Below are 23,896 nucleotides of genomic sequence, written 5' to 3' on the forward strand. Positions count from 1 at the left end.
GGCCGGCCCCGTCGTCCTCGGGCCCGGCGGGTTCAGCGCAACTGCTCCGGCAGCGGCTCGGCGTGCAGCACCTCCAGGCCGGAGACCGCACGGGTCAGCGCCACGTACAGCCGCCGCAGGCCGGTCCGTTCGTCCGGCTCGCCGGCGACCACCGCGGCCGGCTCGTCCAGCACCACGTAGTCGTACTCCAGACCCTTGGCCAGCGACGCCGGGACGAGCGTCAGCCGGGCCTCGGCGCTGGTCTCGGTGCCGGGCGCGAGATGCGCGAGACCGGCCTGCGCCAGCGCCTCGGCCAGCAGCGGGACGCGCGCGTCGGCCGCGATCAGACCGGTCGACCCCTCCCGCTCCAGCGCCCGCCGGCAGGCCTCGACCACGGCCTCCGTCCGCTCCTCCCCGTCGACCTGACGGATCGTCAGCGAGCCCGGGGCCGCGCGCACCGAGCTCGCCGGGTTCAGGCCGGGGGCGATCGACGGCAGCAGCCGGGAGGCGTACGCGATGACCTCCTCCGGTACCCGGAAGCCCTTGGTCAGCTCCTCGATGTGGGCGGCCGGCTTGCCCAGGTGGTGCAGGGCCTCCGGCCAACTCGCCGTCGCCCAGGGGGTGGTGCCCTGGGCGAGGTCGCCCAGCACGGTCGCCGAGCCGGTGGTGCAGCGGCGGCCGACCGCGCGGTACTGCATCGGCGAGAGGTCCTGCGCCTCGTCCAGCACCACGTGCCCCAGCGAGGCGGTGCGCCGCACCAGGTCCGTCGCCTCGTCGACGAGGACGGCGTCGGCGGCGGTCCAGCGGGCGGTCTTCACCGAGCGGCCCCGCTTGGGCCAGAGCACCGCCGACTGCTCCTCGGCGCTCAGCACGCCCTCCGCGCAGTCCGCCAGGAACTCCGGCTCGGAGAGCAGCCGCAGCACCAGCTTGGCCGGGTCGACGGCCGGCCAGCACTGCCTGACCACCGCCTTCACCGCGGCGTTGCGGGCCACCGCGTCCTGCACCCGGTCGTCCGGGGCCTCGCCGGCCTGCTCCATCTTCAGCAGCACGGCGTGCGCGATCCGCTGCGGCAGCGCCTCCGCCGCCGCGCCGTAGCGGATCTCGCGGTCCTTCAACTCCTCGATGATCCCGACCAGTTCGTGGACCGGAACGCGCCAGCGGCGGGAGCCGCGGACCACCACGCACGGCTCCGTGGGCAGCGCGATGCCGGAGCGGACCGCCCGGCGCAGCACCTCCGCCATCCGGGCGTCGCCCTTCAGCCGGGCCGCCTCGGGGGAGTCCTCGCCGCGCACCTCGACGTGCCCGACCAGCTGCTGCACGGTGGCCTGCGCGACGTCCAGCTCGCCCAGTGCGGGCAGCACCTGCTCGATGTAGGAGAGGAAGGCGTTGTTCGGGCCGATCACCAGGGTGCCGGTGCGGGCCAGCCGCTCGCGGTGCGCGTACAGCAGGTACGCCACGCGGTGCAGGCCGACGGCGGTCTTCCCGGTGCCGGGGGCGCCCTGCACGCACAGGGTGCCGGAGATGTCGGCGCGGACGATCTCGTCCTGCTCCGGCTGGATGGTCGCCACGATGTCGCGCATCGGGCCGACGCGGGGCTTCTCGATCTCGGCGGCCAGCAGCGCCGAGGAGGTCTCGTCCTCGGCCGGGTCGGAGAGGTGCTCGTCCTCGTACGCGGTGAGCTCGCCGCCGGTGTAGCCGAAGCGGCGGCGGCGCTCGACGTCCAGCGGCTCGGTGCGGCTGGCCCGGTAGAACGGCTGGGAGACCGGCGCGCGCCAGTCGATCACCATCGGGTCGCCGTCCGCGTCGTGGACGTGGCGGCGGCCGATGTAGAAGCTCTCCCCGCCGGAGCCCTCGCTCAGTTCCCCGCTGACCGCGTGCAGGTAGTCGAGCCGGCCGAAGAACAGCGGGGTGTGCGAGAGGTCGGCCAGGGCGGCGATCCTGGCCTCGATCTGGTTCTGCAGCACGAGGGCGGTGACCCAGGTGCCGGTCACGTCGCGGATGTCCAGGGACTCGACGTCCTCGCGCATCGCGCGCAGCGCGGCCCTGGACGCGGCCAGGTGGTCGCGTTCGCGCTGCAGGGGGTCGGTGGTGGGGGTGGCGGGCACAGCGAACCTTTCCGGCTGCCCCGGACGCGGGCGCAGCGGATCGTAGGAGCTCACGGTGGATACCGGCCGGTTGCCGAACGGCCGGCACCTCCCCCGGCTGCCTGCGCGACTTCAGCAGGTACCACGGTTCGGGAGGGGCAGACGGACGATCCTAGCCGCGTCGGCCCCTCCGATCCACCCCCACCTCTCCCGTTACAGCACGTCGTCCGCGTCGATGATGCGGTAGGCGTAGCCCTGCTCGGCGAGGAAGCGCTGGCGGTGGGCGGCGAAGTCCTGGTCGACGGTGTCCCGGGCGACCACCGAGTAGAAGTGGGCGGCGTGGCCGTCCGCCTTGGGACGCAGCACCCGGCCGAGGCGCTGGGCCTCCTCCTGGCGGGAGCCGAAGGTGCCGGAGACCTGGATGGCGACGGTCGCCTCCGGCAGGTCGATGGAGAAGTTGGCGACCTTGGAGACCACCAGGACGCCGATCTCCTTGTTGCGGAATGCGTCGAACAGCTTCTCGCGCTGGGCGTTGCTGGTCTCGCCCTTGATCACCGGGGCGTCCAGGGCCTCGCCGAGCTCGTCCAGCTGGTCGATGTACTGGCCGATGATCAGCGTCTGGTCCTTCTCGTGCTTCCTGACCAGGGCCTCCACCACCCGGCGCTTGGTCGCGGTGGTCGCGCAGAAGCGGTAGCGCTCCTCGGGCTCCGCGGTCGCGTAGGCGAGCCGCTCGGAGTCGGTGAGGGTGACCCGGACCTCGCAGCAGTCGGCGGGCGCGATGTAGCCCTGCGCCTCGATCTCCTTCCACGGCGCGTCGAAGCGCTTGGGGCCGATCAGGCTGAACACGTCGCCCTCGCGGCCGTCCTCGCGCACCAGGGTGGCGGTCAGGCCGAGCCGGCGGCGGGCCTGGAGGTCCGCGGTGAACTTGAAGACCGGGGCGGGCAGCAGGTGGACCTCGTCGTAGACGACCAGGCCCCAGTTGCGGGCGTCGAACAGCTCCAGGTGGGCGTAGACGCCCTTCCGCTTGGTGGTCATCACCTGGTAGGTGGCGATGGTGACCGGGCGGATCTCCTTCCTGGTGCCGCTGTACTCGCCGATCTCGTCCTCGGTGAGCGAGGTCCGCTTGACCAGCTCGTGCTTCCACTGGCGGGCCGAGACGGTGTTGGTGACCAGGATCAGCGTGGTCGACTTGGCGTGCGCCATCGCCGCCGCGCCGACCAGCGTCTTTCCGGCGCCGCAGGGCAGCACCACGACGCCGGAGCCGCCGTGCCAGAAGCCCTCCACCGCCTGCGCCTGGTAGGGGCGCAGGCTCCAGCCGTCCTCCTCCAGGTCGATCGGGTGCGCCTCGCCGTCCACGTAGCCGGCGAAGTCCTCGGCGGGCCAGCCGAGTTTCAGCAGCACCTGCTTGATCTGGCCGCGCTCGGACGGGTGCACCACCACGGTGTCCGGGTCGATCCTGGCGCCGACCAGCGGGACGATCTTCCTGGACCGCAGCACCTCCTCCAGCACCGGCCGGTCGGTGCTGGTGAGCACCAGCCCGTGGGTCGGGTGCTTGAGCAGCTTCAGCCGCCCGTACCGGGCCATCGTGTCGGCCACGTCGACCAGCAGTGCGTGCGGCACCGGGTAGCGCGAGTACGTCACCAGGGCGTCCACGACCTGCTCGGCGTCGTGGCCCGCCGCCCGCGCGTTCCACAGCCCGAGCGGCGTCACCCGGTACGTGTGCACGTGCTCGGGCGCCCGCTCCAGCTCCGCGAACGGCGCGATGGCCCGGCGGCAGTCGGCGGCCTTGGGGTGGTCGATCTCCAGGAGAAGAGTTTTGTCGCTCTGGACGATGAGCGGTCCGTCGTTCACGCGGGGGTGCCCTCCACTGGCTGACAGGTCTGTCGGGTCTGCGGGTCCCTCGGGACGCCGACCCTCCAGTGTCGCGCATCCGGCCGGGTGGGCGGGACCGCCCGGGGCGGGACGGCTACTTCCACTCGTGGAAGGTGCCGGTGGACTTGCCGTCGGGGGTGACCTCGTACTCGAAGAGGCCGACGACGTGGTTGAGGCGGTCGAGCCGGGGTGAGGTGGTGGTGAAGAAGAGCGAGCCGCGCCAGCTGGTGCCGCCGCCCTCGGTGAAGCGGCCGATGCCGATGCCGCGCCAGACGACGCTCTGGCCGTCGGCCGTCATGTCGACGCCCTGGCCCTCGCCGTGCAGGGTGCCGTCGGCGCGCAGTTCGGACTCGTAGGTGCCGAAGCCGGTGACGGCGGTGCCGTAGTAACTGCCGCTGCCCTCGAACGAGACCTCGACGACGACGTGGCCGTCCCCGGCGTCGAGGACGCGGCGGCCGGTGTCCTGGCCCTGGGTCTCGCCGATGAGATCGCCGAGCATGATGACTCCTTTCGTCACCCCCCGCACTCCGGACTACGCCGGTGGGGGCGGTCCGTCAACTGCCGGTACGGGCCGTACGGAAGGGGTGGCGGGGGGTGACCGGCGGCGGGGTGGCTCGTTGGGCAGGGCATGAACAAGTCGAAGCGTGTCCTCACCGCCATCGCCCTCGCCGGGACGGCCTTCGCCGCCACCGCGTCCTCGGCCGGTTCCGCGCACGCCGTCGCGGGCATCGGGGAGGGTCCGGGCGGCCTGCTGGCGGCGCCCGGGTTCCTGGTCATGGACCTGGCCGGGGCGAGTTCGGCGATGCCGGTCGGGCAGGGGGACCTCGCCGCGATGGCGGAGAAGGCGATGAAGGAGAAGCAGGAGCAGCAGGCGGCCCAGCAGCAGGCGCACTGAGGTCCGTCACTCGTCCAGTTCGGCGACGCCGGTGATCCGGTGCAGCGCGAAGGTGCGCAGCTCGCCGTCGTGGTGGTCGAAGGCGGTGACGTAGCCGCCTTCGACCTTGACCGGGTCGATGATCCGCTGGCTGGCGAGGCCCTCCGCGTTGAGGTAGCCGATCCACATCCGCTCGCCGAGCAGGACCGCCGTCTGCAGCGCGGCGAGGGTCTCGGCCGCGGCCGTGCGCGGGAGTTGACGCCCGGTCGCGACGGTGGGCTCGCGGCGGGCGGCGGTGGCGGCCCGGTCGCCGGCCCGGATCGCCTTGACGGCGGCGGCGAGCAGGGTGTCGTCGGGCGTGGGCGGGCCGTCCGGGACGGGCACCGGGGCCGCCCGGGGCGGGGTGCGGTGGCTGTCCGGGCGGGTGATCAGCACGTCGCCCTCGGCGGACTCGGCGGCAGGCGCGTAGCCCATGGCGCGCAGGCTCGCGAGCAGCACGTCGGGCGCGGCCTGGGCGGCCAGCACGGTGGGCGCGAGCAGCCGCAGCCGCAGGTCGGCGGAGCGGCGGTCGGCCAGGATCTCGTTCAGCAGGGACGGATCGTCGCAGCGCAGGTACGAGGAGGCGGCGCCGACCCGCAGCAGGCCGTGCCGGCGGGCGACGTCGTCGATCAGGTAGGCGAGCGGCTGCGGGACGGGCGTGCGGGAGTGCTGCGCCAGGAAGGCCCGCAGGTCGGCGGCGGTGCGTCCGGCGTCCAGGGCGCGGCGCACCGAGCCGGGGGTGAAGCGGTAGACGGTCGCGCCGCCCTTGGACTCGATGTCGGCGCAGAGCGCGATGGCCTGGGCGAGCGGGGTGAGCAGCGGGCCCGGGGCGATCGCCGTGAGGTCCGGCTGCAGGATGACGTGGTCGAGCGGCTGCGGCAGCAGCGGGGCCAGCACGGCGGCCGGGTCGTGCTCGGCGGTCAGCAGGGCGCGGGCCGGGGCGGCGAGCGCGCCGCGGCCGGTGACGCCGAGGAGTTCGGCCTCGGCGAGGGTCCAGCCGACCAGCTGGTCGCGCAGGTCGCCGCCGCCGTCCGGGGCGGCCGGGCCGCCGCGCAGCGGGCGCTGCCAGCGCAGGGTGGGCAGCAGCTCCCCGGCGGTGGCCGGGGTGCCGGGCGGGAGCTCGGCGAGCAGGGCGAGCGCGGCGCGGCGAACGGACGGGGCGAGGGTGCGGTCCAGCTCGGGTCCGAGCGCGGCGCGCGGCTTGCCCTTGCCGTCGGCGGTGCCGGCCAGCGCCGGGACCCGGGTGGCGGCGAGCCAGGCGCCGGCGAGCACGGTCCAGCGCTCGGCGGTGTCCAGCCGCAGCCACTCGTCGTACCCCGGGGTCGGCGCCCAGTGCTCGTCGACCTCCCCGTCCGGGGCCAGCAGGCCCGCGGTGTAGGCGAGTTCGAGCCAGAAGGCGGCGATCGGCTCGGTGCTCTCCAGCGCCTGGGCGGTGCGCTTGAGGTCGCGCACGCCGAGGCCGCCGGCGCGCAGGGTGGGCGGCGGGGTGAGGCCCCAGAGGTCGAGGAGCTCCTCGACGGTCCGCACGGCGGTGTGCGCCTGTCCGGCGGCCGCGCCGTCCACGGCCTCGGGTTCGCGCGGCGCGGCGGCGGGCACCGGCTCGGGCGGGAGCGGCTCGACGGTGCGGTGCGAGCGGCCGCCGCGCAGGTGCAGGGCGAGCTCGCGGGGCAGCACCACGCTGCCCGGGCTGCTGGGCAGCAGCAGGCCGCGGGCCAGCAGCCACTCGACCGGGCTCTGCGCGTCCTCGGCGGTGACCGGGCGGGTGGCGTCCGGGACGGTGCCGGTGGGCGGCCCCCAGACCAGCCGGTCGAGCAGCCGCAGTGCGGGCTCGGGGGCGGTGGCGAGCAGTTCCTCGCAGCGGGCGCGGTCGGCGAGCAGCGCGGTGAACGCGGCGACCGCGGTGACCGGGTCGGGCGTCGCGGGCTGTCCGGCCGAGGCGAGCAGCTGCTGGAGGCGGGCCGGGGACATGCCGGTGCTGGCCTCGGCGAAGGTCGGGCCCAGGCCGGTGCGGCCGGGGTTGCCGGCGGTCGGGGCGAGCGCCTCGCGGGCGGCGATGACCAGCCGCAGGCCGTTGTCCGGGCCCCAGAGCAGCGCGCGGTCGCGCAGGACGGCCAGCGCGCGGGGGAGCGCGTCGGCGACGGCGGACCGGTCGGCGGCGCTCAGCGGGGTGGCGCCCGGGTGCGGCCTGACCTTGGCCGGCCCCGCCAGCAGGGTGCGGACGGCGGCGGGCGGGGTGCCGTCGGGGAGGGCGGCGAGGGCCTCGGCGACCTGCAGGGTGAACCGGTCCAGCCGCTCCAGCGCGCGCAGTGCCGAGGCGCGGGAGGAGAGCCGGGCGGTGAGCTGGGTGAGGTCGCCGGGCACGGGGTTGAGCAGGTCGGGGCGGGACCGGAGCAGGGCGGCGAGGTCGTCGTCGGGCCGGGCGCGGAGCTCCTCGGCGAGGGTGCGGGGGCCGGCGGCGGACTTGGCCTGGCGTTGGGGGCCCTGCTGTGTGGTCATTCGACCTAGGTTAGTCGGGTGGCGGCGGGGCGGGAGGGTGCCGACGTCGGCGGGACGCGGGTGCGGTGCGGCTCGCCCGGGGGGCGCTCGGGCTCGCGTGGTGGGGCGGCGGGTGGGTACCGTCACGATCGGCGGGGATGACGCCGCGTCCGGACGCGTGGCGGGTCCGGTTCGGTACGGGCAAGGCGGGGTGTGCGATGTCGGACGGCGAGTGGTGGCGCAAGCAGGGGCCGTGGAGCGAGCCGCCGGGTGCCGCCCCCGGGGGCGGTGGTGGTGAAGGGGACAGCGTGTATGCGGCGGAGCCGGCGCCCGCCGCGCCGCCGCGCCCCCCGGTGCCGCCGCGTCCTGCGGGTCCGCCGGCCGCGCCCGAGTCGCCCGCCGCGCCCGGCGCGTTCCTGCCGCCGCCCGCCCGGCCGCCGAAGTCCGCGCCGTCCGGGTCGTCCGCGCCGTCCGGGTCGTTCGGGCGGGACGGGGACTCGCCGTGGGTCGCGAAGCCGGTGGCGGACGCCCCCGTCGACCCCGAGGCCCTGCCGCCCGCGTACCGCGCCGTGAACACCGGCGACTGGGACTACGTGAGCATCGACTTCGGGGACGGCCCGGTCGCGTCCAACCGGCCGATCCCCGGGCAGCGGACCGCCCCCGAGGACGGGGACGGACCGGCCGCGGCGGGCGAGGACGCCGCCGCGCAGGGCGAAGCGGCCGCTGCCGAGCCGCCCGCCGCCCCGAAGGAGCAGAGCCGGGCGAAGAAGAAGGCCAAGGGACGCAAGGGCAGGGCCGCCGAGGCCGGGGCCGCCCCCGCCGACGGCGCGCCCGCCGCCCCCGACGCCGCCGGCAAGCCCGAACCCGCCAAGGCCGGGTCCGCCGCCCGCCGCCCCTCGCCGCTGCTGCTGCTCGCCGCCGCCGTGCTGATCGGCGGCGCGGTCACCGGCCAGCTGATCGCCATGCTGATCGGCTGGGCGCTCGGCTACCTCTCCCGCCACCTGTCCGACCTCACCCGCAAGGTGGCCGTGTTCGGCATCCCGCTGATGACGATCAGCGGCAGCTCGCTCTGGGTCTGGGGCCGCGCCCAGGGCCGTTGGGGCACCGCCCTGAACCCGGGTGAGCAGGTCAACCAGGTGGCGTGGGAGTCCGCGCCGGGCGTGCTGCGGGTGGCGGCCGTGCTGTCGGCCGTCTTCCTGCTCCTGATGTCGCTGCGCCGGCGCGGTGGCGCAGCACCTGACGCGGGCCGGTAACTCCCGTTCGGTGAAAGGGAGGAGGGAAAGGCGTCGCCTCCCGTTCATGCTCCGCCACGCGCGGATCTGATGGAATGTCGGTCCTGGTGTCCGACGTTCCGCAGCCGCAGGAGGTCTCCCGTGCCGCAGTCCCCGACGTCCTCGCCGACCGGTCGGCCGAGGCCCCGGTCCGGCGCGCTCAGCCGCCGCGGACTACTGGTCGGCGCGGCCGTCGCGGTGGGCGCCCGGGCGCTCGACATCCGTACGGCGCACGCGGAACCGGTCCGCCGCGACCCGTTCCTCCTCGGCGTGGCCAGCGGCGACCCGCTGCCCGAGGCCGTGGTCCTGTGGACCAGGCTGGTCGCCGACCCCTTCGACGCGGCCTCCATGGGCACCCGCACCGTGCCCGTCTCCTGGGAGGTCGCCGAGGACCCGGGCTTCCGCCGGGTCGTCCGGCGCGGTACCGCCGCCTCCGAGGCCGAGCGCGCGCACAGCGTCCACGTCGACGTGCGCGGGCTCCGGCCCGGCCGCGACTACTGGTACCGCTTCCGGGCCGGCCGCCACCTCAGCACGGCCGCCCGCACCCGCACCGCCCCGGCGGCCGGCGCCCACCCCGGACGCCTCCGCCTCGGCGTGGTCAACTGCCAGGACTGGCAGCACGGTTACTGGCCCGCGTACACCGCCCTGGCGGCCGAGGACCTCGACGCCGTCGTGCACCTCGGCGACTACATCTACGAGACCGACCCCGACAGCGCCCTCCCGGACCGCCTGCACACCACCCCGCGGACCCCGGGCCTCAACCAGCTGGTCACCCTCGCCGACTACCGGGCCCGGCACGCCCAGTACAAGACCGACCCGGCCCTCCAGGCCGCGCACGCCGCCTTCCCCTGGATCGTCACCTGGGACGACCACGAGGTCGAGAACAACCACGCCGGCCTGGTCGACGAGGTCGACGACACCGGCGCCGCCCACCAGGACACCGCCGCCATGGCCCGCGAGCGCGCCGCCGCCTACCAGGCGTACTACGAGCACATGCCGCTGCGGAACCCGTACCGCAACGGCTCGCCGGACTACCGGCTGTACCGCCGCTTCGACTTCGGCGACCTGCTGCGCCTCAACGTGCTCGACACCCGCCAGTACCGAACCGACCAGCCCGGCGGCCACAGCCAGGACTTCGGGCCGGTCGCGGACGGCCTGGGGAACACCGGCGGTACCCTGACCGGCGCCGAGCAGGAGGAGTGGCTGCGCCGCGGCCTGGCCGGCTCCCGGGCCCGCTGGAACGTCGTCGCCCAACAGGTGATGATGAGCCAGATCCGCTTCCCCGACTTCCTGGACCCGGCCCACCCGCTGCCGCCGCTCGCCAACCTCGACCAGTGGGACGGCTACGACCCCGCCCGCGCCCGGCTGCTGCGCTTCCTGCGGGACGCCGCGGTGGCCAACCCGGTGGTGCTCGCCGGGGACATCCACTCCTCCTGGTTCAGCGACCTGCGGATCGACCGCGACGACCTCGCCGCCGCCCCGGTCGCGGTCGAGTTCACGGCCACCAGTGTCAGTTCGGACTTCCCGGCCGCCTTCGACGGGCCGCTCAAGGCGCTCAACCCCGCGCTCAACCCGCATGTGCGCTACTTCGAGGGCCTGCGCCGCGGCTACCTGCGCCTGGACGTGGACCGGGAGCGGTGGCTGACCGACGCCCGGACCGTCGACAGCGTCGCCGTGCGCGAGTCGCCGGTGCGGACCTCCGCGTCCTGGGCCGTGGTGGCCGGTGAGCCGGGCCTGGTCCCCGCCTGACCGTCCGTCCGCCTGACCGGGCACCCGCCTGACCGTTCACCCGTCCGATCGTCCGCCCGTCCGGCAGAATCGGCGGCGTGCTGAGAATCGGTTCGGTGGTGCTCGGGGTGGCGGACGTCCGCCGCGCGGCGGCGTTCTGGGGCGAGGCCCTCGGGTACGTCCCCCGTGACGGCGTGGTCGAGGAGGGCTGGGTGGTGCTCGTCCCCGCGGACGGGGCGCCCGGTGTGCAGGTGGCGCTCGGCCGGAGCGTCACTCCGCCGCAGCGGCACCCGCGCGTCCACCTGGACCTCTACGCGACGGACGCGGCGGACCAGGCGGCCGAGGTGGAGCGGCTGGTCGGCCTCGGCGCACGGCGGACCGACTGGGACCTCTACCCGGAGGACCCGGACTTCGTCGTCGTCGAGGACCCGGACGGCAACCGCTTCTGCGTGATCGACGCCAGCCGGTCCTAGCGGCGTCCTGGCGCCCACCTGGCGCTGTCCTAACGGCCCTTCCGGTGGTGGTGGCGCCGGTGCGAGGTGCCGTCCTGCTCCTTGCGGTCGTCGTGCTGGGCGGCGCGGATCTCCATGCCGGTGCGCAGGGTCCGGCTCAGCGCGCCCGCCGCCGCCGCCAGGAACACGAAGTTGTAGGCGATCTGCAGGAGCACCACCAGCCGCGGGCCCTGGCCGGCCGGGGTGATGTCGCCGTAGCCGATGGTCGCCATGGTGACGACGGTGAAGTAGAGCGCGTCCAGGCGGGTCACCAGCCCCTCGAACTCGCCCGGACGGTCGGCCAGAACGTAGTAGGTGGCGGCGAAGACGGTCAGCGAGAGGCAGATCAGAAAGGCCAGCCAGGCCCCGGGGTGACGGCCCGTGCCCCGGATGCTGTCGACGATCCGGGCCAGCAGCAGTCCGGTCAGCACGGTCAGCACGACGCCGAAGAGCACCCAGCTCAGCACCGGCCGGTCACTGCCGAGGGTGCGCAGCGGCACGGTGAAGTAGCCGGCCATCAGCAGGGTGAACGAGCCGAGCAGCAGGCTCCAGGCCCGAGGGTCGGGGGAGTTCCGGGGCCGGTCCGTCGGCGAGGGCTGCTGGTTCGGGGGCATCCCGGCCAGCGTGCCCCGGTCACGCCGGCACCCGCTTCCCGGGTTGCTCCGTCCGGGCGGCGGCCGGGCACGACGAAGCCCCCGCCACGGGGCGGGGGCTTCGGCAGGGTTCCTGCCGCCGGGTCTCAGGCGGTGGTGGTGGACCGCGGCTGCTCGGTGGCCTTGGTCACATGGGTCGGGGTCACGGCCTGGCGGGGCTGCTCGGCAGCCGGCTGCGCCGGGGCGGCGGTGCTCTGGGCGGTGCCGGCGGCCTGGGCGGCGTCGGCGTTGGCGGGGGTGTCGTCCTCGCGCATCGCCTTCGTCTCGGCCTTCAGGATCCGCATCGACTTGCCGAGGCCGCGGGCCATCTCCGGCAGCTTCTTCGACCCGAACAGCAGGATCACGACAGCCAGCACCACGAGCACGTGCCAGGGCTCAAGACCGTTACGCAGCATCCCTGGCCACCGGTCCCTTCTTGTCTAGAGTCATACGTCACAGTTGGGCAAAGCGCCCGCCTTGGCCAGTATGCCTGCCCGTGGCGGCGAACGTATACACCGGCCGGGAAACGCTGGTCAAAAACCAGATGTTGCGGGAGCAGACGGCCCGCGGTGCCGCCGGGCCCGTCCGGGGTGACCGCATCGGCCGAGGTCAGACGGGGCGCGGACGGTTCCCTCCGGCGGTCCGACCCCGGTGCAGGCCGGGCTGCCCGGGGGACACGCGGCCGGGGACCACGCCTCCCGTGACCGTATTGCGCCCGGGTTTTGGCCGGTTCCGGACGCCGGTCGGCGGGCGCGGTCAGTCCCGGTGGGCGAGCAGGTAGCCGCGGCGGGTCTGCGCCTCCTGCGGGTACGGGCCGCGCTCCAGCCTGGTCGTCACGGTGAACCCGGCCGAGGCCAGCACGCCGGCGACGGCCTCCGCCTCCAGGAAGTGGAAGTCCACGTCCACCCGGTGGCCCCACCACTCGTCCAGCCGCCGCACCTCGGTGCCGAGGTGGAACGCCACCAGCAGCGCCCCGCCCGGCCGCAGCACCCGGCGCATCTCCTCGAAGGCGGGCCGCAGCTCCTCCGGCTCCAGGTGGATCACCGAGTAGAGCGCCACCGCGGCGGCGAACTCGCCGTCCCCGGCCGGCAGCCCCAGCAGGTCCCCGACCCGGAACTCCGCCCCGGGGTGGTCCCGGCGGGCGGCGGCCACCATCGCCGGCGAGAGGTCCACCCCGACCGCCCCGACCCCCTGCCCGACCAGCCACCCCGCCACATGCCCCGGCCCGCACCCCAGATCCGCCACCGTCCCCCCGCCGGCCCCCTCGACCACCACCCCCAACAACGCCCGGTCCATCACCTTGAACGCCAGCTCACCCCCCACCCGCTCCCGGTACTCCTCCGCCACCGCGTCATAACTCCCCCGCACCCGCCCGTGGTGATCCTCGTTTGTCATTCCGGCAGCTTCGCAGCCTGCTTCCCTGCACGAGCGGGGATGGTCCCGAGTAAGAGGGGCATGCACATTGCTCCCTGCGAACGCGGGGATACCGCTGAGCGCCCGAGGCCATGCCCTGGGCGCTCAGCCGCGTTTGGCACCCGACCAGTTGCCTTCCCACCCTCTTACTCGTTGGTTCATCGGCTGCTCCAGTGGGCGGCCGGCGATCGGCGAGTGTTGAGGAGGCGGCATGCCGAAACTGGTCCCGGTATTCGATCTGCAGATGGTCGTCAGGATGGAGGGGCTGATGCCGCACGCCGAGGTGGCCGTCGAGCCGCTGAGCGAGGTGCGCTGCCACCTGGCCAGGGTCATCGACCGTGCTCAATCCGGTACCCCCACGATCATCACCCGCCGTGGGCGACAGGAGGGGGTTCTGATCGCGCTCTCCGAGTACCGGCGGCTGAAGCGCATCGAGGAGGCGCTCGGCGGGCGGACCGATCGGTAGGCAGCCGGGTGGGCGGCATTGGAGGCCTCGGTGCGGTCGAGCGAGTGTGTGGCGAGGCAGGTGTGCATAGCGGGGGCAACTGCCGGGAGCGGCGTCGGCGTTGATCCCGAGCGGAGCGGGAACGCGGCGGCCCCCGCCCGGGTGGGCGGGGGCCGGGATGACGCGCGTGCGGGGATCGGCGGTGGGCGGTCAGGTGGTGACCGGCTCGGGGGTGGGGGCGGGTGCGGCGGGGAGGTGGCGCATGAGGCGGTAGGCGAGGAGGGAGGCGCCGAGCGCGAGGACGAGGCCGACGACGGCGGCGACGTGCAGGCCGTCGGTGAAGGCGGTGCGGGCGGTGGCGAGGAGGTCGGCGCCGAGCCGGCCGGGCACCTGGGCGGCGACGGTGACCGCGCCGCCGAGGGTGTCCTGCGCGGTGCGGGCGGCCTCGCCGTCCAGGCCGGCCGGGAGGGCGCCGTCCAGGCGGGAGCGGTAGACCGCGGCGCCGGCCGCGCCGAGCAGCGCGATGCCGAGGGAGCTGCCGAGTTCGACGGCGGTCTCGGAGGTGGCGGAGGCGACGCCAGCCCGTTCGGCGGGGGCGGCGGAGACGACCATCTCGGCGGTGAGGGTCATGGTGCCGACGGTGCCGGCGGCCAGCACGCCCGCCGCGGTGAGGATCAGCGCCAGCGGCGAGTCCGGGCCGACCCGGGTCATCATCGCGAAGCCGGCCGCGCCGATCAGGAAGCCCCCGGCCATCATCACCGCCGGACGGACCTTCCCGGCGAGCGCCGAGCCCAGACCGACGGCGGCGCCGACGCCCACGCTGGGGACGAGCGACCAGAGCGAGGCCGTGAGCGGGCTCATGCCCTTGACCAGCTGAAGGTACTGCGAGGTGAAGAGGGTGAAGCCCATCATCGCGAACATCGCCACGGTGTTGACGCTGATCGCCCCGCTGAAGGCGCGGATCCGGAACAGGCCGAGGTCGAGCAGCGGGGCGGCGGCGGTGCGCTGGCGCCAGTAGAACGCGCCGCCGAGGAGCAGCCCGGCCGGGACGGCGAGCGCGGCGAGCGGGTCCCAGCCGTCCACCGCGAGCGTCTTGACGCCGTAGACCAGCGGCAGGACGGCGGCCAGTGAGAGGGCGGCGCCGAGCAGGTCGAAGCCGCCCTGCCGGGGGGAGCGGTACTCGGGGAGCAGCACCGGGGCGGTGAGCAGGACCAGGGCCATCACCGGGACGGCGAGCAGGAAGGCCGACCCCCACCAGAAGTGGTCGAGCAGCAGACCGCCGGCGACGGGTCCGAGAGTGGCGCCGGCGGTCAGGATGCCGCCCCAGGCGCCGAGTGCGACCTGGCGCTGCTTGGGGTCGTGGAACATGTTGCGGATCAGCGCGAGGGTCGAGGGCATCACGGTCGCCCCGGCGACGCCCAGCAGGCCGCGGGCGGCGATCAGCTGGCCGGCGCCGTCCGAGTAGGCGGCGAGCACCGAGGCCCCGGCGAACCCGGCGGCGCCGATCATCAGTAGCCGGCGGCGCCCGATCCGGTCGCCCAGCGCGCCCATGGTGATCAGCAGCCCGGCCAGCAGGAACGAGTACATGTCCATGATCCACAGCTGTTCGGTGCCGCTCGGCGCCAGCGTGGTGGAGATGTAGGGGACGGCGAAGAAGAGCACGCCCATGTCCATGGTCAGGACGAGGGTCGGGAGCAGTAGGACGGTGAGGCCGACCCATTCGCGACGGCCTGCGCGGCCGGTGGTTGCGGTCATGGGGAAGACGGTACGGATGTGTCAGACGCTTGTCTAGTACGTTTGTGCAAGACGCCTGTGCGAGACATCCGTCTGGGACGCACGTAGCATGCGGGCATGGGAAATCGCGAGGACCTCATGGCCGGCGCCAAGCAGTGCCTGATCGAGAAGGGCTACGGGCGCACCACCGCCCGGGACATCGCCACCGCCTCCGGCGTCAGCCTGGCGGCGATCGGCTACCACTTCGGTTCCAAGGAGGCGTTGCTCAACGCGGCGCTGATCGAGGCGACGGGGGAGTGGGGCCTGATGCTCGGGGCCGTGGTGGCGCGGGCCAACGAGGCGTCCGAGGACCCGGAGGAGCGGTTCGTCGCGGTCTGGGACGGTGTGCGGGAGAGCATCGCCGAGCACCGCGGCCTGTGGGCCTCGCAGTTCGAGGCGATGGTGCAGGTGGAGCGGACGCCGGAGCTGCGCGAGGCGATGGCCGGGATCCAGAAGGAGGGGCGGCTCGGGCTGGCGGCCCTGTTCCAGGGGCGCCCGGAGGTGCCGGACACCGAGGAGGAGCTGGCCCGTGGCACCTTCTACCAGGCGCTGCTGGTGGGCCTGGCCGGGCAGTGGCTGGCCGCTCCCGGACTGGCGCCCGGCGGGCGGGAGCTGCTGCGCGGGCTGGAGCTGGTCGGCGGCTCGGTGCTGAAGCCGAAGCCCGCGCCCGACCGGCACGGCTTCGGGACCGGTTCCGTCGACCCGGAGTGGCACGGCCCGGCGGCCTGAACCGCGCCCGCGCTTGCCGTGCTCGCCGCGCTCAGACGGTGACGGCCGTCAGCAGCACCACCGAGTCGACGTGCGCCAGCAGGCCGTGCCGCTCCTGCGGGACGGCCTGCAGCTGCCCCGCCGCGAGCTCCTCGTGCCGCCCGGCGATGGTGAGCGACACCCGCCCGCGCAGCACCTGGACGCTGGCGGCGGCCGGGGCGTTGTGCTCGTCGAGCGAGGTGCCGGCGGTCAGCGCGATCACCGTCTGCCGCAGCACCCCGTCGTGCAGCACCAGGTGGGCGCTGCGGCCGTGCGGGCTCTCGGCGGCCAGGGCCGCGTGCTCCGCGACGAGCTGTTCGAGATCGACCATCGCGCGTCCTCCTGCCGTCCGGGTGCCGTCCTGCTGCGCGGGCGCTCCTGCGGCCCAGCGTCCCGGACGCGCCCCGCGCGCGCACGCCGAAGCGTCGCCGGAACGCCCCCGGAACGTCGCCGGGGCGTGCCCGGCCGGGGCCGCGAGCGGGCGCGCTCGGCGTGCGGCGGCGGCCGACTGCCTCCATCGTGGAGGCATGGCGACCAACGAGCGTTTTCTCAGCGGGTTCCAGGTCAACCGCTCGCTGCTGGCCGGCGGCGCGGTGCTCACCGGCATCGGCGCGCTGTTCGGGACGGCGGGCGCGGTGATGGTGTGCGCGGCGCTGGCCACGGCCGGCCGCAACTGGGTGCGGCGGCTGGAGACCCCGCCGACCGCCGTGGCCCAGCGGGCCCTGCACGAGGCCAAGGTGGCGTCCGCGGCCGGCTGGGACGCGTGGCGAGCCGAGCACCACTCGCCCAACTGATCCCGGCGCCCCGCCCGTTCACCCCGCCCGCGCTCACCCGCCCGACTCCGCCGGACGGGTGAACGGCGGCGCGTCCTACAGTCCGAGCGACTTGGCGACGATGCTGCGCATGACCTCGCTGGTGCCGCCGTAGATCCGGAACACCCGGTTGTCGGTGTAGAGCCGGGCGATCGGGTACTCCAGGATGTAGCCGTAACCACCGTGCAGCTGGAGGCACTTGTCGATCACGACGGACGCCGACTCGGTGCAGAACAGCTTCGCCGCCGCCGCGTCGGCCACCGTCAGCGCGCCGTCCTGGTAGAGCTCCAGCGCGCGGTCGACCATCGACTGCTGCGCCATCACCTGGGCCTCGCAGTCGGCCAGCGTGAACTTGGTGTTCTGGAACTCGGCGACCGCCTTGCCGAACACCTTGCGGTCCTTGACGTACTGCACCGCGAACCGCACCGCCGCCGCGGCGGCCGCGTACGCGCCGACCGCGATCGCCAGCCGCTCCTGCACCAGGTTGTGGGTCAGGTAGCCGAAAGCCTTCCCCTCCTCCCCGAGCAGGTTCTCCACCGGAACCTTGACGTCCGAGAACGCCAGCTCGGCGGTGTCCGAGGTGCGCAGCCCGATCTTCTGCAGCTTGCGGCCGACGCCGTAGCCGGGGGAGGCGGTGTCCACGCAGAGGATGGAGAGCCCGGCCCGGCGGTTCTCCGGGTCGTGCGGCGAGGTGCGGCAGACCACCAGGACGAGGTCGGCGAGGACGCCGCCGGTGATGAAGGTCTTGGCGCCGTTGAGGACGTAGTGGGTGCCGTCCTCGGAGAGCCGCGCGGTGGTGGAGATGCCGGCGAGGTCGGAGCCGGCGCCCGGCTCGGTCATCGCGATCGCGGTCATCAGGTCGCCGGAGACGAAGCCGGGCAGCCAGCGCCGCTTCTGCTCCTCGGTCGCGTACTCCAGCAGGTAGGGCAGCACCAGGCCGGTGTGCACCCCGGAGGAGCCGAAGCTGACGCCTGCCCGTGCCGTCTCCTCGGCGACCACCGCCTGGTACTTGAAGCCGCTCTCGCCCGCGCCGCCGTACTCCTCGGGCACCTCGATGCCGAAGACGCCGAGCGCGCCGAGTTGGCGGTAGAAGTCCCGCGGCGGGTGGCCCTCGGCCTCCCAGCTCTCGTAGACGGGGACGACCTCGTTGGCGATGAAGTCCCGGATGGTCTCCCGGAAGGCCTCGTGGTCCTCGGTGAACACGGTGCGGCGCACGCGGCGCCTCCCTTCGACGGTGCCTGACGTTCGGTGGAGCCGGCGCGGCGGTCCCCGGACGGCCCGCCGGTCGCCGGACAAGTTAATCGCGGGTAGCTTCGACTGTCCAGGGTGGGGAGGGCGGTGTCCGGGCTGCTGCGAACGGCCTGGTGGCGGGCTTCGCGGGGCCTCAAGTGAACACCGGCCGGCCTGCCGGGCAGCTGTCGGAGGGGCTGTCGGAACGGCCTTCGGAAGCGCCGTCGGAACGGCCGTCGGAGCGGCTGCCGGGACACGGGGAGGGGCGGACGGCACGGTGGCGCGGCGGCCGACCGCGGGGGCACGGCGGGCGCGGATCCTGGCGGTGGCCGCCGAGCGCTTCCACCCCGACGGCTACCACCGGGTCCCGAAGGCGGAGGTCGCCGCCGGCGTCGGCATCGCCGCCCCGCGCTCCACCGGCGCTTCCGGAGCAGGTCCGGACTGCTCGACCGCACCGTCCGGGCGGGCCTGGACACGTCGGCGGCCGGGCTGCGCGCCGCCGGTTCGACGGCCGAACCCGCCGCAGCGCCGGCCGCCGTTACGGTCGCCCACCGCCCGCTCGGCACCCTGGTGCAGCGCGGCGCCCGGCTGCCGCCGCCCGACCGGCGGGCGGCGCTGTGCCCCCAACTGCGCGCCGACGTCGCCCTGATGACGGTGGTGCTGCGGGGCGAGCGCCCCGGACTCGCGGCCGCGGACGCCGGGCCCCTCTGCTGGTCGGCGCCCTCGGCGGCGGCCGGGCTCTCCTGCTTCGGCCGCCCCGCCGCCGCGCCCAGCGCCACAGCCGCCGCCGGGGACGCTGTGGGGGACGGGTCGGACCGGCCACCGCGCCGGGAGGAACTGCTGACGGCGGCCGTCCGGCTGTTCCACCGGCGCGGCTTCGGCAACGTCAGCACCGACCGCCTCGGCGCCGCCGTGGGGATCTCCGGGGCGAGCGTCTACCGGCACTTCGGAAGCAGGGCGCAAGTGCCGGCGGCGGCCCCGGCGCGCAGCCGGGAGCGGCTCGGCTACGAGGTCGGCGGCGCGATCACCGCCGTCCAGGGCGGGCCGGAGCGGGCGCCGGCGGCGGGCCCGGCCGCGTACGTGGACTTCGCCCGGCGCAACGGCGACCACCTGGGCGCGATGCTGAGCGAGACCGAGCGGCCGGCGCCGCCGGACCGCCGGGCCGCGGTGGAGTTCCGGCGGGACTTCCTGCGCACCTGGGGGTCGTGCTGCTCGGCGGGGTGCGGCCGGAGGCGGACGCGGTGGCCGCCCGGATCCCGGGTGCACGCGCTGTTCTCGCCGGTCGGCGACGGTGCGCGGAAGCCGCCGTCGTGGCCTCCCCGCGCCGCCGGCCCGGCCCGACGCGGCCCGACGCGGCTGGGCGCGGGCTGGTCCCGGCCGGGACCGGTGGGCACGCTCAGCGGTGGAGCACCGCTCAGTCCTCGGCCGGCGGGGCGACCGGGGCGGCGGGGCCGCCGTTGCCCTGCAGCACGCCGACGGAACCCGCGTTGCCCGAGACGGCGAGGGTGTTGGCCTGGTTGCCGGCACCGGAGCCGGTGGCGGTCTGCTGGGTGCCGGTCACATTGCCGACGACGTTGCCGAGGACGTTGTTGGAGCCGGTGTTGCTCACCACGCCGCTGGTGGACTGGTGGTCCGCACCGGCGCCGTTGTCTGCGTGGGCGGTGCCGACGCCCGCGAGCAGGAAGGCCCCGAGGGCGGTGACGGCGGCGGCTGTGCGGATACGGGACACGATGGTCTCCCTGGAAGTGGAGTGCGAATGGTGGCGGCTGCCGGAGTGGCCGCTCCGCAGCGCCGTTGCCTGACGTCGCGCGACCAGGATTCACCGGGGCCGCGGACGAACTCCACCGCCTGGGCGAGGATTCGCCCGATGGTGGGATACGGATGATTGTCCGACCGGCTCCTGAGCAGGAGTGTTCGAAGACCACTTGGTGAATGCTTTACTGTTTCATTGCCAAGAGTCGACCTTCCTACAGGCCCTCAGGAGTCCGCACCGTGACCAGCCTCGCCCTCGGCCCGTCCTGGCTCGATCCGAACCACCTGATCTCCACCTTCGGGCCGATCGGCATCCTGGCCATCGTCTTCGCCGAGTCCGGCCTGCTGATCGGCTTCTTCCTCCCGGGCGACTCGCTGCTCTTCACCACCGGCCTGCTGGTGGCCGACGGCGACTACCTGGACCAGCCGCTCTGGCTGATGTGCCTGCTGATCGTGCTCGCGGCGGTGGCCGGCGACCAGGTCGGCTACCTGTTCGGGCGGAAGGTCGGCCCCAGTCTGTTCCGGCGCCCCGACTCCCGGCTGTTCAAGCAGGAGAACGTGGAGAAGGCGGCGGCCTTCTTCGAGCGCCACGGGCCGAAGGCGATCGTGCTGGCCCGCTTCGTGCCGATCGTCCGCACCTTCACCCCGATCGTCGCCGGGGTGAGCGGGATGAACTACCGGGTCTTCGTCCTCTTCAACGTGATCGGTGGCGTGCTGTGGGGCGCCGGCGTCACGGTGCTCGGCTACTTCCTCGGGCAGATCCCGTTCGTCCGGGACAACATCGAGGCGATCCTGATCGGCATCGTCCTGGTCTCGGTGATCCCGGTGGCCGTCGAACTTCTCCGCGCCCGCCGCTCCGGCCGGGCCGTCCCGGCGGGGGCCGACGCCGCCCGGGCCGACGCCGGTGCGCCCCCGGCCGCTCGCAGCGGCGGCCGCCACCGCGCCGGGTAGGCGTCCGGGGACGGCCGCGCCCGCCGTCGCGTACATGTGCGTCCCGCAGTTCGATCAGGCAAGGTGTATGCGGAGATCGAACGGCGGCCCGGGGGACCGGCACCGCCAGGGGCGGCAAGGAGCGGAAGTGCCGAAGCGGGGCCGACCGGGCGGCGGCAAGAGGGCCAGGGGCGGCCGGGGCGGCCGTCCGCAGCGGCAGGCCCGCCCGGCCGTCGGCGCTCGGCCGGTCCACCCGTCCGAGGCGCCGCCCACCGAGGGACTGCTCGGGCACCCCGCCCCGGTCGTCGAGCCGACCGTGGAGATCCCGCTCGCCCTGCCCGCGCCCGAGACCAAGGGCCTGCTGGCCCCCGAACCCGCACCCGAGCCGGAGCCCGCGCCGCAGCCCGAGCCGTCGGCGCCCGCCGGGCCGTCGGGGGCCGTGGCGGACGCGATCCCCCCGGTGTACCGCCGCCGCTCCGCGGCCGAGGACACCCTCACCCCCGAGGAGTGGCGGGCCGCCGGCTACACCCCGCCGACCGGCATCCCGCTCGGCGCGCTCAGCCCCGGCGCCCCCGGTGAGGCGCCCTGGCCGGACCGGATGCGCACGCTGCTGCGCACCCCGATGTCCGAGCGCCCCGCCTTCGAGCGGACCGCCCGAGAGCTGCACCCCGCCGCGGCCGCGGCCCGCAACGTCCCGCGCATCCTCGACCTGACCCTGCGCATCGGCGAGCTGCTGCTGGCCAGCGGCGAGGCCGCCGAGGACGTCGAGGCGGCCATGCTCGGCATCGCGCACGCCTACCGGCTGGACCGCTGCGAACCGCAGGTGACGTTCACCCTCATCGGCATCTCGCACCAGCCCTCGCTGGTCGAGCCGCCGATCACCGCCGACCGCGTGGTGCGCCGCCGCACCTCCGACTACACCCGGCTGAACGCGGTGTACGAGCTGGTCGCGGACATCACCGCCGAGCAGGTGAGCGTCAACGACGCCTACCGCCGGCTCGCGGTGATCCGCCGCAACCGGCACCCGTACGCGGCCTGGCTGCTCGCGCTGAACACCGGCCTGCTGGCCGGCGCGGCGACCTTCCTGGTCGGCGGGCGGATCGACGACAAGGCCTGGCTGGTCTTCCTCAGCGCCTTCGTCGCCGCCGTGCTCGGCGACCGGCTGGCCTCGCTGATCGCCCGTCGCGGGCTGCCGGAGTTCTACCAGTTCGTGCTGGCCGCGATGCCGGCCGCGGCCTCCGGCATCGTGCTCTCCTTCAACGACCTGGGCCTGCGCGGCTCCGTGGTGATCACCGGCGGGCTGTTCGCGCTGCTGCCCGGACGCGCCCTGGTCGCCGCCGTGCAGGACGGTCTGACCGGCTTCTACATCACCGCCGCGGCCCGGCTGCTGGAGGTCATCTACCTGGTGGCGGGCATCGTCATCGGCGTGATGCTGATCCTCTACCTGGGCGTCGGCTTCAACGCGAAGCTCAAACCGGACGAGTCGCTGACCGGGATCAGCTACCCGCCGGTCCAGATGGTCGCCGCGATGCTGCTGACCCTCGCCTTCGCGATGCTGCTGCAGACCGACCGCCGCTCGCTCGCCCTGGTCACCCTGAACAGCGGCATCGGCTGGGCCAGCTACGGCGTGCTGGCCTACAACGCCGGGGTCTCGCCGATCGTCGCGACCGGGGTGGCGGCCGGCCTGGTCGGCCTCTTCGGCCAGCTGATGGCGCGCTACCGCAACGGGTCCGCGCTGCCGTACGTCACCGCCGCGATCGGGCCGCTGATGCCGGGTTCGGCGCTCTACCTCGGCATGCTCTCGTTCGCCCAGGGCCACCCCAGCGGGGGCCTGGTCCAGATCACCCGGGCCGCCGCGATCGCGATGGCGCTGGCCATCGGCGTCAACCTGGGCGGCGAGGTCGCCCGGCTCTTCATGAAGCTCCCGGTCGGGGTCGAGCGGCCCTCGCTCGCCCCGGTGATCCCCCGCCGGGCCGCCAAGCGCACCCGCGGCTTCTGACGCCCGCCGTTGGCCCCCGGGCCATGTCGCGGCAGGCCGCACGCAGCACCAGGAACGAAGGTAAGACCCATGACCACACTGCTGGACGGCTACCGCGAGCACATCGTCGCCACGCACAAGCAACCGCTGTTCCTGCTGCTGGTCGGGTTCATCACCTCGTTCGTGTTCATCCGGTTCAGCGTGCGGATGATCCGGGCCCAGGTGCGCTGGTGGCCCGGCAACGTGACGCCGGGCGGGCTGCACATCCACCACATGGTCTTCGGCCTGGGCTTCCTGCTGGCCGGCGGCATCGGGGTGTTCGCGACGTACGGCGGGCACCCGTGGATCGACGTCTTCGGTCTGCTCTTCGGCATCGGCTGCGGTCTGGTGCTGGACGAGTTCGCGCTGATCCTGCACCTGGACGACGTCTACTGGAGCGAGCAGGGCCGCAAGTCGGTGGACGCGGTGATCTTCGGCATCCTCTTCACCGGCCTGCTGCTCGTCGGCTACGTCCCGCTCGGCGCCGAGCCCACCGGGGAGACCAGGTGGGGGCTGGTCACGGTCATCTCGGTGAACGCGCTGGCGATGATCGTCACCCTGCTCAAGGGCAAGGTGTGGACCGGGCTGCTCGGCATCATGGTGCCCGGCCTCTCCTGGATCGGCGCGATCCGGCTGGCCCGCCCCAGCAGCCCCTGGGCGCGCTGGCGGTACGCCGCGAGCCCGCGCCTGCGGTCCCGGGCGCTCCGGCGCGAGCGCCTGCTGCACCGGCGTGCGGACCGGGCCCGCACCTGGCTCTTCGACCTGATCGCCGGGGCGCCCGACAAGGTGCCGGCCAACCATCCGGCCGCCCACCGGGTGGCCGAGCAGATGGCCGCCCGGGCCACCGCCCACCTCGACGCGCACGCCGCCCGGGCACTGGCCCGGCGCTCCGCCCGGCTGGCCGACCGCCGCTCGGCGGCGGGCGGCGCGGAGCACCCGTCCGGGAGCCGCCGGAGCACCGGTGCCGTCGGCGCCGCGGCGTACGGCGGGCCGGACGGCTACGGCGGGGCGGCCGACCGGGCGGGGCGGCACGACCGATCCCAGCAGCGCCGGCGGGTGGTCCGGGCGGGCCGCAGCCGGACGTACGCGGTCGAGCCGGCCGGCCAGGAGCCCAGGCCGGACCGGCGGCGCCGGCTGCGGACGCGGACCCGCAGGATGAGCCGGTAGTTCGTACCCCCGGTGTCCGGCCGGAGCCGAGGCGCGGTCGGATCATCCGATGGTCACCCGGTCGGCGGCGCGAGCTTCAGGTGTGAAAGCGGCCCGGCTTGAGAACATGTCGGGCAGTGACCGTCTTGTCACGGAATGGGATGCTTCGCCGGGCCTCCGGCGGTG

General features: G+C 74.7%; 22 protein-coding genes and 1 pseudogene. 11 read left to right on the top strand and 12 right to left on the bottom strand.

The window, feature by feature from the left end:
• Nucleotides 1-32: 32 nt before the first annotated feature.
• The 3 genes from ACFU74_RS10925 to ACFU74_RS10935 all read right to left on the bottom strand — a co-directional run bounded on the left by ACFU74_RS10925 (nucleotide 33) and on the right by ACFU74_RS10935 (nucleotide 4,434).
• A complete protein-coding gene (locus ACFU74_RS10925) occupies nucleotides 33-2,084 on the bottom strand; it encodes a HelD family protein (protein WP_380755004.1) in 2,052 nt (683 codons plus the stop codon).
• Nucleotides 2,085-2,276: 192 nt separating this feature from the next.
• Entirely contained in the window at nucleotides 2,277-3,914 is a 1,638-nt protein-coding gene (locus ACFU74_RS10930) for a DNA repair helicase XPB (RefSeq protein ID WP_380755007.1), read from the bottom strand.
• A gap of 115 nt (nucleotides 3,915-4,029) precedes the next feature.
• Nucleotides 4,030-4,434, bottom strand: a complete 405-nt coding sequence (locus ACFU74_RS10935) for a hypothetical protein (RefSeq protein ID WP_380755010.1) — start codon at nucleotides 4,432-4,434, stop codon at nucleotides 4,030-4,032.
• Nucleotides 4,435-4,563: 129 nt separating this feature from the next.
• Here ACFU74_RS10935 and ACFU74_RS10940 point away from each other — a divergent pair, with 129 nt between their 5' ends.
• On the top strand, nucleotides 4,564-4,830 hold the full coding sequence (locus tag ACFU74_RS10940; RefSeq protein WP_380755013.1) for a hypothetical protein: 267 nt from the start codon (nucleotides 4,564-4,566) through the stop codon (nucleotides 4,828-4,830).
• A gap of 6 nt (nucleotides 4,831-4,836) precedes the next feature.
• Here ACFU74_RS10940 and ACFU74_RS10945 read toward each other — a convergent pair whose 3' ends face one another.
• On the bottom strand, nucleotides 4,837-7,344 hold the full coding sequence (locus ACFU74_RS10945) for a helicase-associated domain-containing protein (protein WP_380755016.1): 2,508 nt from the start codon (nucleotides 7,342-7,344) through the stop codon (nucleotides 4,837-4,839).
• Nucleotides 7,345-7,481: 137 nt separating this feature from the next.
• Here ACFU74_RS10945 and ACFU74_RS10950 point away from each other — a divergent pair, with 137 nt between their 5' ends.
• From ACFU74_RS10950 to ACFU74_RS10960, 3 genes are all read left to right on the top strand, one after another.
• Nucleotides 7,482-8,576, top strand: a complete 1,095-nt coding sequence (locus ACFU74_RS10950; RefSeq protein WP_380755019.1) for a hypothetical protein — start codon at nucleotides 7,482-7,484, stop codon at nucleotides 8,574-8,576.
• Between the two features lie 120 nt (nucleotides 8,577-8,696).
• On the top strand, nucleotides 8,697-10,343 hold the full coding sequence (locus ACFU74_RS10955; protein WP_380755022.1) for an alkaline phosphatase D family protein: 1,647 nt from the start codon (nucleotides 8,697-8,699) through the stop codon (nucleotides 10,341-10,343).
• Between the two features lie 77 nt (nucleotides 10,344-10,420).
• The gene (locus ACFU74_RS10960) at nucleotides 10,421-10,795 is read left to right on the top strand and encodes a VOC family protein (RefSeq protein WP_380755024.1); all 375 of its coding nucleotides are present in this window, start codon (nucleotides 10,421-10,423) and stop codon (nucleotides 10,793-10,795) included.
• A gap of 29 nt (nucleotides 10,796-10,824) precedes the next feature.
• Here the strand turns inward: ACFU74_RS10960 and ACFU74_RS10965 are convergent, their stop codons facing one another.
• From ACFU74_RS10965 to ACFU74_RS10975, 3 genes are all read right to left on the bottom strand, one after another.
• On the bottom strand, nucleotides 10,825-11,427 hold the full coding sequence (locus ACFU74_RS10965) for a potassium channel family protein (RefSeq protein WP_380755027.1): 603 nt from the start codon (nucleotides 11,425-11,427) through the stop codon (nucleotides 10,825-10,827).
• Between the two features lie 125 nt (nucleotides 11,428-11,552).
• Nucleotides 11,553-11,861 (bottom strand): Sec-independent protein translocase subunit TatA, encoded by a 309-nt coding sequence (gene tatA / locus ACFU74_RS10970; protein ID WP_380755030.1) that lies wholly within the window; start codon nucleotides 11,859-11,861, stop codon nucleotides 11,553-11,555.
• A gap of 340 nt (nucleotides 11,862-12,201) precedes the next feature.
• Entirely contained in the window at nucleotides 12,202-12,840 is a 639-nt protein-coding gene (locus tag ACFU74_RS10975) for a class I SAM-dependent methyltransferase (protein ID WP_380755033.1), read from the bottom strand.
• Nucleotides 12,841-13,069: 229 nt separating this feature from the next.
• On the opposite strand from ACFU74_RS10975, the gene ACFU74_RS10980 reads away from it, so the two are divergent.
• Nucleotides 13,070-13,324: a type II toxin-antitoxin system Phd/YefM family antitoxin gene (locus ACFU74_RS10980; RefSeq protein ID WP_380755036.1), complete on the top strand. Its 255-nt coding sequence runs from the start codon at nucleotides 13,070-13,072 to the stop codon at nucleotides 13,322-13,324.
• Nucleotides 13,325-13,513: 189 nt separating this feature from the next.
• Here ACFU74_RS10980 and ACFU74_RS10985 read toward each other — a convergent pair whose 3' ends face one another.
• Entirely contained in the window at nucleotides 13,514-15,058 is a 1,545-nt protein-coding gene (locus ACFU74_RS10985) for an MFS transporter (protein ID WP_380755039.1), read from the bottom strand.
• A gap of 96 nt (nucleotides 15,059-15,154) precedes the next feature.
• Here ACFU74_RS10985 and ACFU74_RS10990 point away from each other — a divergent pair, with 96 nt between their 5' ends.
• Nucleotides 15,155-15,805 (top strand): TetR/AcrR family transcriptional regulator, encoded by a 651-nt coding sequence (locus tag ACFU74_RS10990; RefSeq protein ID WP_380755042.1) that lies wholly within the window; start codon nucleotides 15,155-15,157, stop codon nucleotides 15,803-15,805.
• Nucleotides 15,806-15,836: 31 nt separating this feature from the next.
• Here ACFU74_RS10990 and ACFU74_RS10995 read toward each other — a convergent pair whose 3' ends face one another.
• Nucleotides 15,837-16,154, bottom strand: a complete 318-nt coding sequence (locus ACFU74_RS10995; RefSeq protein WP_380755045.1) for a cupin — start codon at nucleotides 16,152-16,154, stop codon at nucleotides 15,837-15,839.
• 196 nt (nucleotides 16,155-16,350) lie between these two features.
• Here ACFU74_RS10995 and ACFU74_RS11000 point away from each other — a divergent pair, with 196 nt between their 5' ends.
• Nucleotides 16,351-16,617 carry a hypothetical protein gene (locus ACFU74_RS11000; RefSeq protein WP_380755048.1) on the top strand — a complete coding sequence of 89 codons (267 nt, stop codon included), beginning with the start codon at nucleotides 16,351-16,353 and terminating at the stop codon, nucleotides 16,615-16,617.
• Nucleotides 16,618-16,692: 75 nt separating this feature from the next.
• On the opposite strand, the gene ACFU74_RS11005 is transcribed toward ACFU74_RS11000, so the two are convergent.
• Nucleotides 16,693-17,850, bottom strand: coding sequence for an acyl-CoA dehydrogenase family protein (locus ACFU74_RS11005; RefSeq protein ID WP_380755051.1), 1,158 nt, complete (start codon nucleotides 17,848-17,850; stop codon nucleotides 16,693-16,695).
• A 663-nt stretch (nucleotides 17,851-18,513) separates the two neighbouring features.
• Between ACFU74_RS11005 and ACFU74_RS11010 the strand changes: the two are divergent.
• Nucleotides 18,514-18,819 (top strand): annotated as a pseudogene (locus ACFU74_RS11010) (TetR/AcrR family transcriptional regulator); the annotation flags it as partial.
• Between the two features lie 50 nt (nucleotides 18,820-18,869).
• Here the strand turns inward: ACFU74_RS11010 and ACFU74_RS11015 are convergent.
• Both ACFU74_RS11015 and ACFU74_RS11020 read right to left on the bottom strand, forming a co-directional pair.
• Nucleotides 18,870-19,061, bottom strand: a complete 192-nt coding sequence (locus ACFU74_RS11015; protein ID WP_380755054.1) for a hypothetical protein — start codon at nucleotides 19,059-19,061, stop codon at nucleotides 18,870-18,872.
• Between the two features lie 218 nt (nucleotides 19,062-19,279).
• On the bottom strand, nucleotides 19,280-19,594 hold the full coding sequence (locus tag ACFU74_RS11020; protein ID WP_380755056.1) for a hypothetical protein: 315 nt from the start codon (nucleotides 19,592-19,594) through the stop codon (nucleotides 19,280-19,282).
• Between the two features lie 263 nt (nucleotides 19,595-19,857).
• On the opposite strand from ACFU74_RS11020, the gene ACFU74_RS11025 reads away from it, so the two are divergent.
• The 3 genes from ACFU74_RS11025 to ACFU74_RS11035 all read left to right on the top strand — a co-directional run bounded on the left by ACFU74_RS11025 (nucleotide 19,858) and on the right by ACFU74_RS11035 (nucleotide 23,731).
• A complete protein-coding gene (locus ACFU74_RS11025) occupies nucleotides 19,858-20,568 on the top strand; it encodes a DedA family protein (RefSeq protein WP_380755059.1) in 711 nt (236 codons plus the stop codon).
• Between the two features lie 67 nt (nucleotides 20,569-20,635).
• Nucleotides 20,636-22,546 carry a threonine/serine exporter ThrE family protein gene (locus ACFU74_RS11030; protein ID WP_380755062.1) on the top strand — a complete coding sequence of 637 codons (1,911 nt, stop codon included), beginning with the start codon at nucleotides 20,636-20,638 and terminating at the stop codon, nucleotides 22,544-22,546.
• A gap of 69 nt (nucleotides 22,547-22,615) precedes the next feature.
• Nucleotides 22,616-23,731 (top strand): hypothetical protein, encoded by a 1,116-nt coding sequence (locus ACFU74_RS11035; protein WP_380755064.1) that lies wholly within the window; start codon nucleotides 22,616-22,618, stop codon nucleotides 23,729-23,731.
• Nucleotides 23,732-23,896: the final 165 nt, after the last annotated feature.

Source organism: Kitasatospora sp. NPDC057500 (assembly GCF_042802195.1).
Classification (GTDB): domain Bacteria; phylum Actinomycetota; class Actinomycetes; order Streptomycetales; family Streptomycetaceae; genus Kitasatospora.

Excerpts from the sequence above, each read along its gene's own strand:
- ACFU74_RS10935 (WP_380755010.1), bottom strand. The coding sequence starts at position 4,434 with ATGCTCGGCGATCTCATCGGCGAGACCCAGGGCCAGGACACCGGCCGC.
- ACFU74_RS10940 (WP_380755013.1), top strand. The coding sequence starts at position 4,564 with ATGAACAAGTCGAAGCGTGTCCTCACCGCCATCGCCCTCGCCGGGACG.
- ACFU74_RS10945 (WP_380755016.1), bottom strand. The coding sequence starts at position 7,344 with ATGACCACACAGCAGGGCCCCCAACGCCAGGCCAAGTCCGCCGCCGGC.
- ACFU74_RS10950 (WP_380755019.1), top strand. The coding sequence starts at position 7,482 with ATGACGCCGCGTCCGGACGCGTGGCGGGTCCGGTTCGGTACGGGCAAG.
- ACFU74_RS10965 (WP_380755027.1), bottom strand. The coding sequence starts at position 11,427 with ATGCCCCCGAACCAGCAGCCCTCGCCGACGGACCGGCCCCGGAACTCC.
- tatA (WP_380755030.1), bottom strand. The coding sequence starts at position 11,861 with ATGCTGCGTAACGGTCTTGAGCCCTGGCACGTGCTCGTGGTGCTGGCT.
- ACFU74_RS10975 (WP_380755033.1), bottom strand. The coding sequence starts at position 12,840 with ATGACAAACGAGGATCACCACGGGCGGGTGCGGGGGAGTTATGACGCG.
- ACFU74_RS10980 (WP_380755036.1), top strand. The coding sequence starts at position 13,070 with ATGCCGAAACTGGTCCCGGTATTCGATCTGCAGATGGTCGTCAGGATG.
- ACFU74_RS10985 (WP_380755039.1), bottom strand. The coding sequence starts at position 15,058 with ATGACCGCAACCACCGGCCGCGCAGGCCGTCGCGAATGGGTCGGCCTC.
- ACFU74_RS10990 (WP_380755042.1), top strand. The coding sequence starts at position 15,155 with ATGGGAAATCGCGAGGACCTCATGGCCGGCGCCAAGCAGTGCCTGATC.
- ACFU74_RS10995 (WP_380755045.1), bottom strand. The coding sequence starts at position 16,154 with ATGGTCGATCTCGAACAGCTCGTCGCGGAGCACGCGGCCCTGGCCGCC.
- ACFU74_RS11000 (WP_380755048.1), top strand. The coding sequence starts at position 16,351 with ATGGCGACCAACGAGCGTTTTCTCAGCGGGTTCCAGGTCAACCGCTCG.
- ACFU74_RS11030 (WP_380755062.1), top strand. The coding sequence starts at position 20,636 with ATGCGGAGATCGAACGGCGGCCCGGGGGACCGGCACCGCCAGGGGCGG.
- ACFU74_RS11035 (WP_380755064.1), top strand. The coding sequence starts at position 22,616 with ATGACCACACTGCTGGACGGCTACCGCGAGCACATCGTCGCCACGCAC.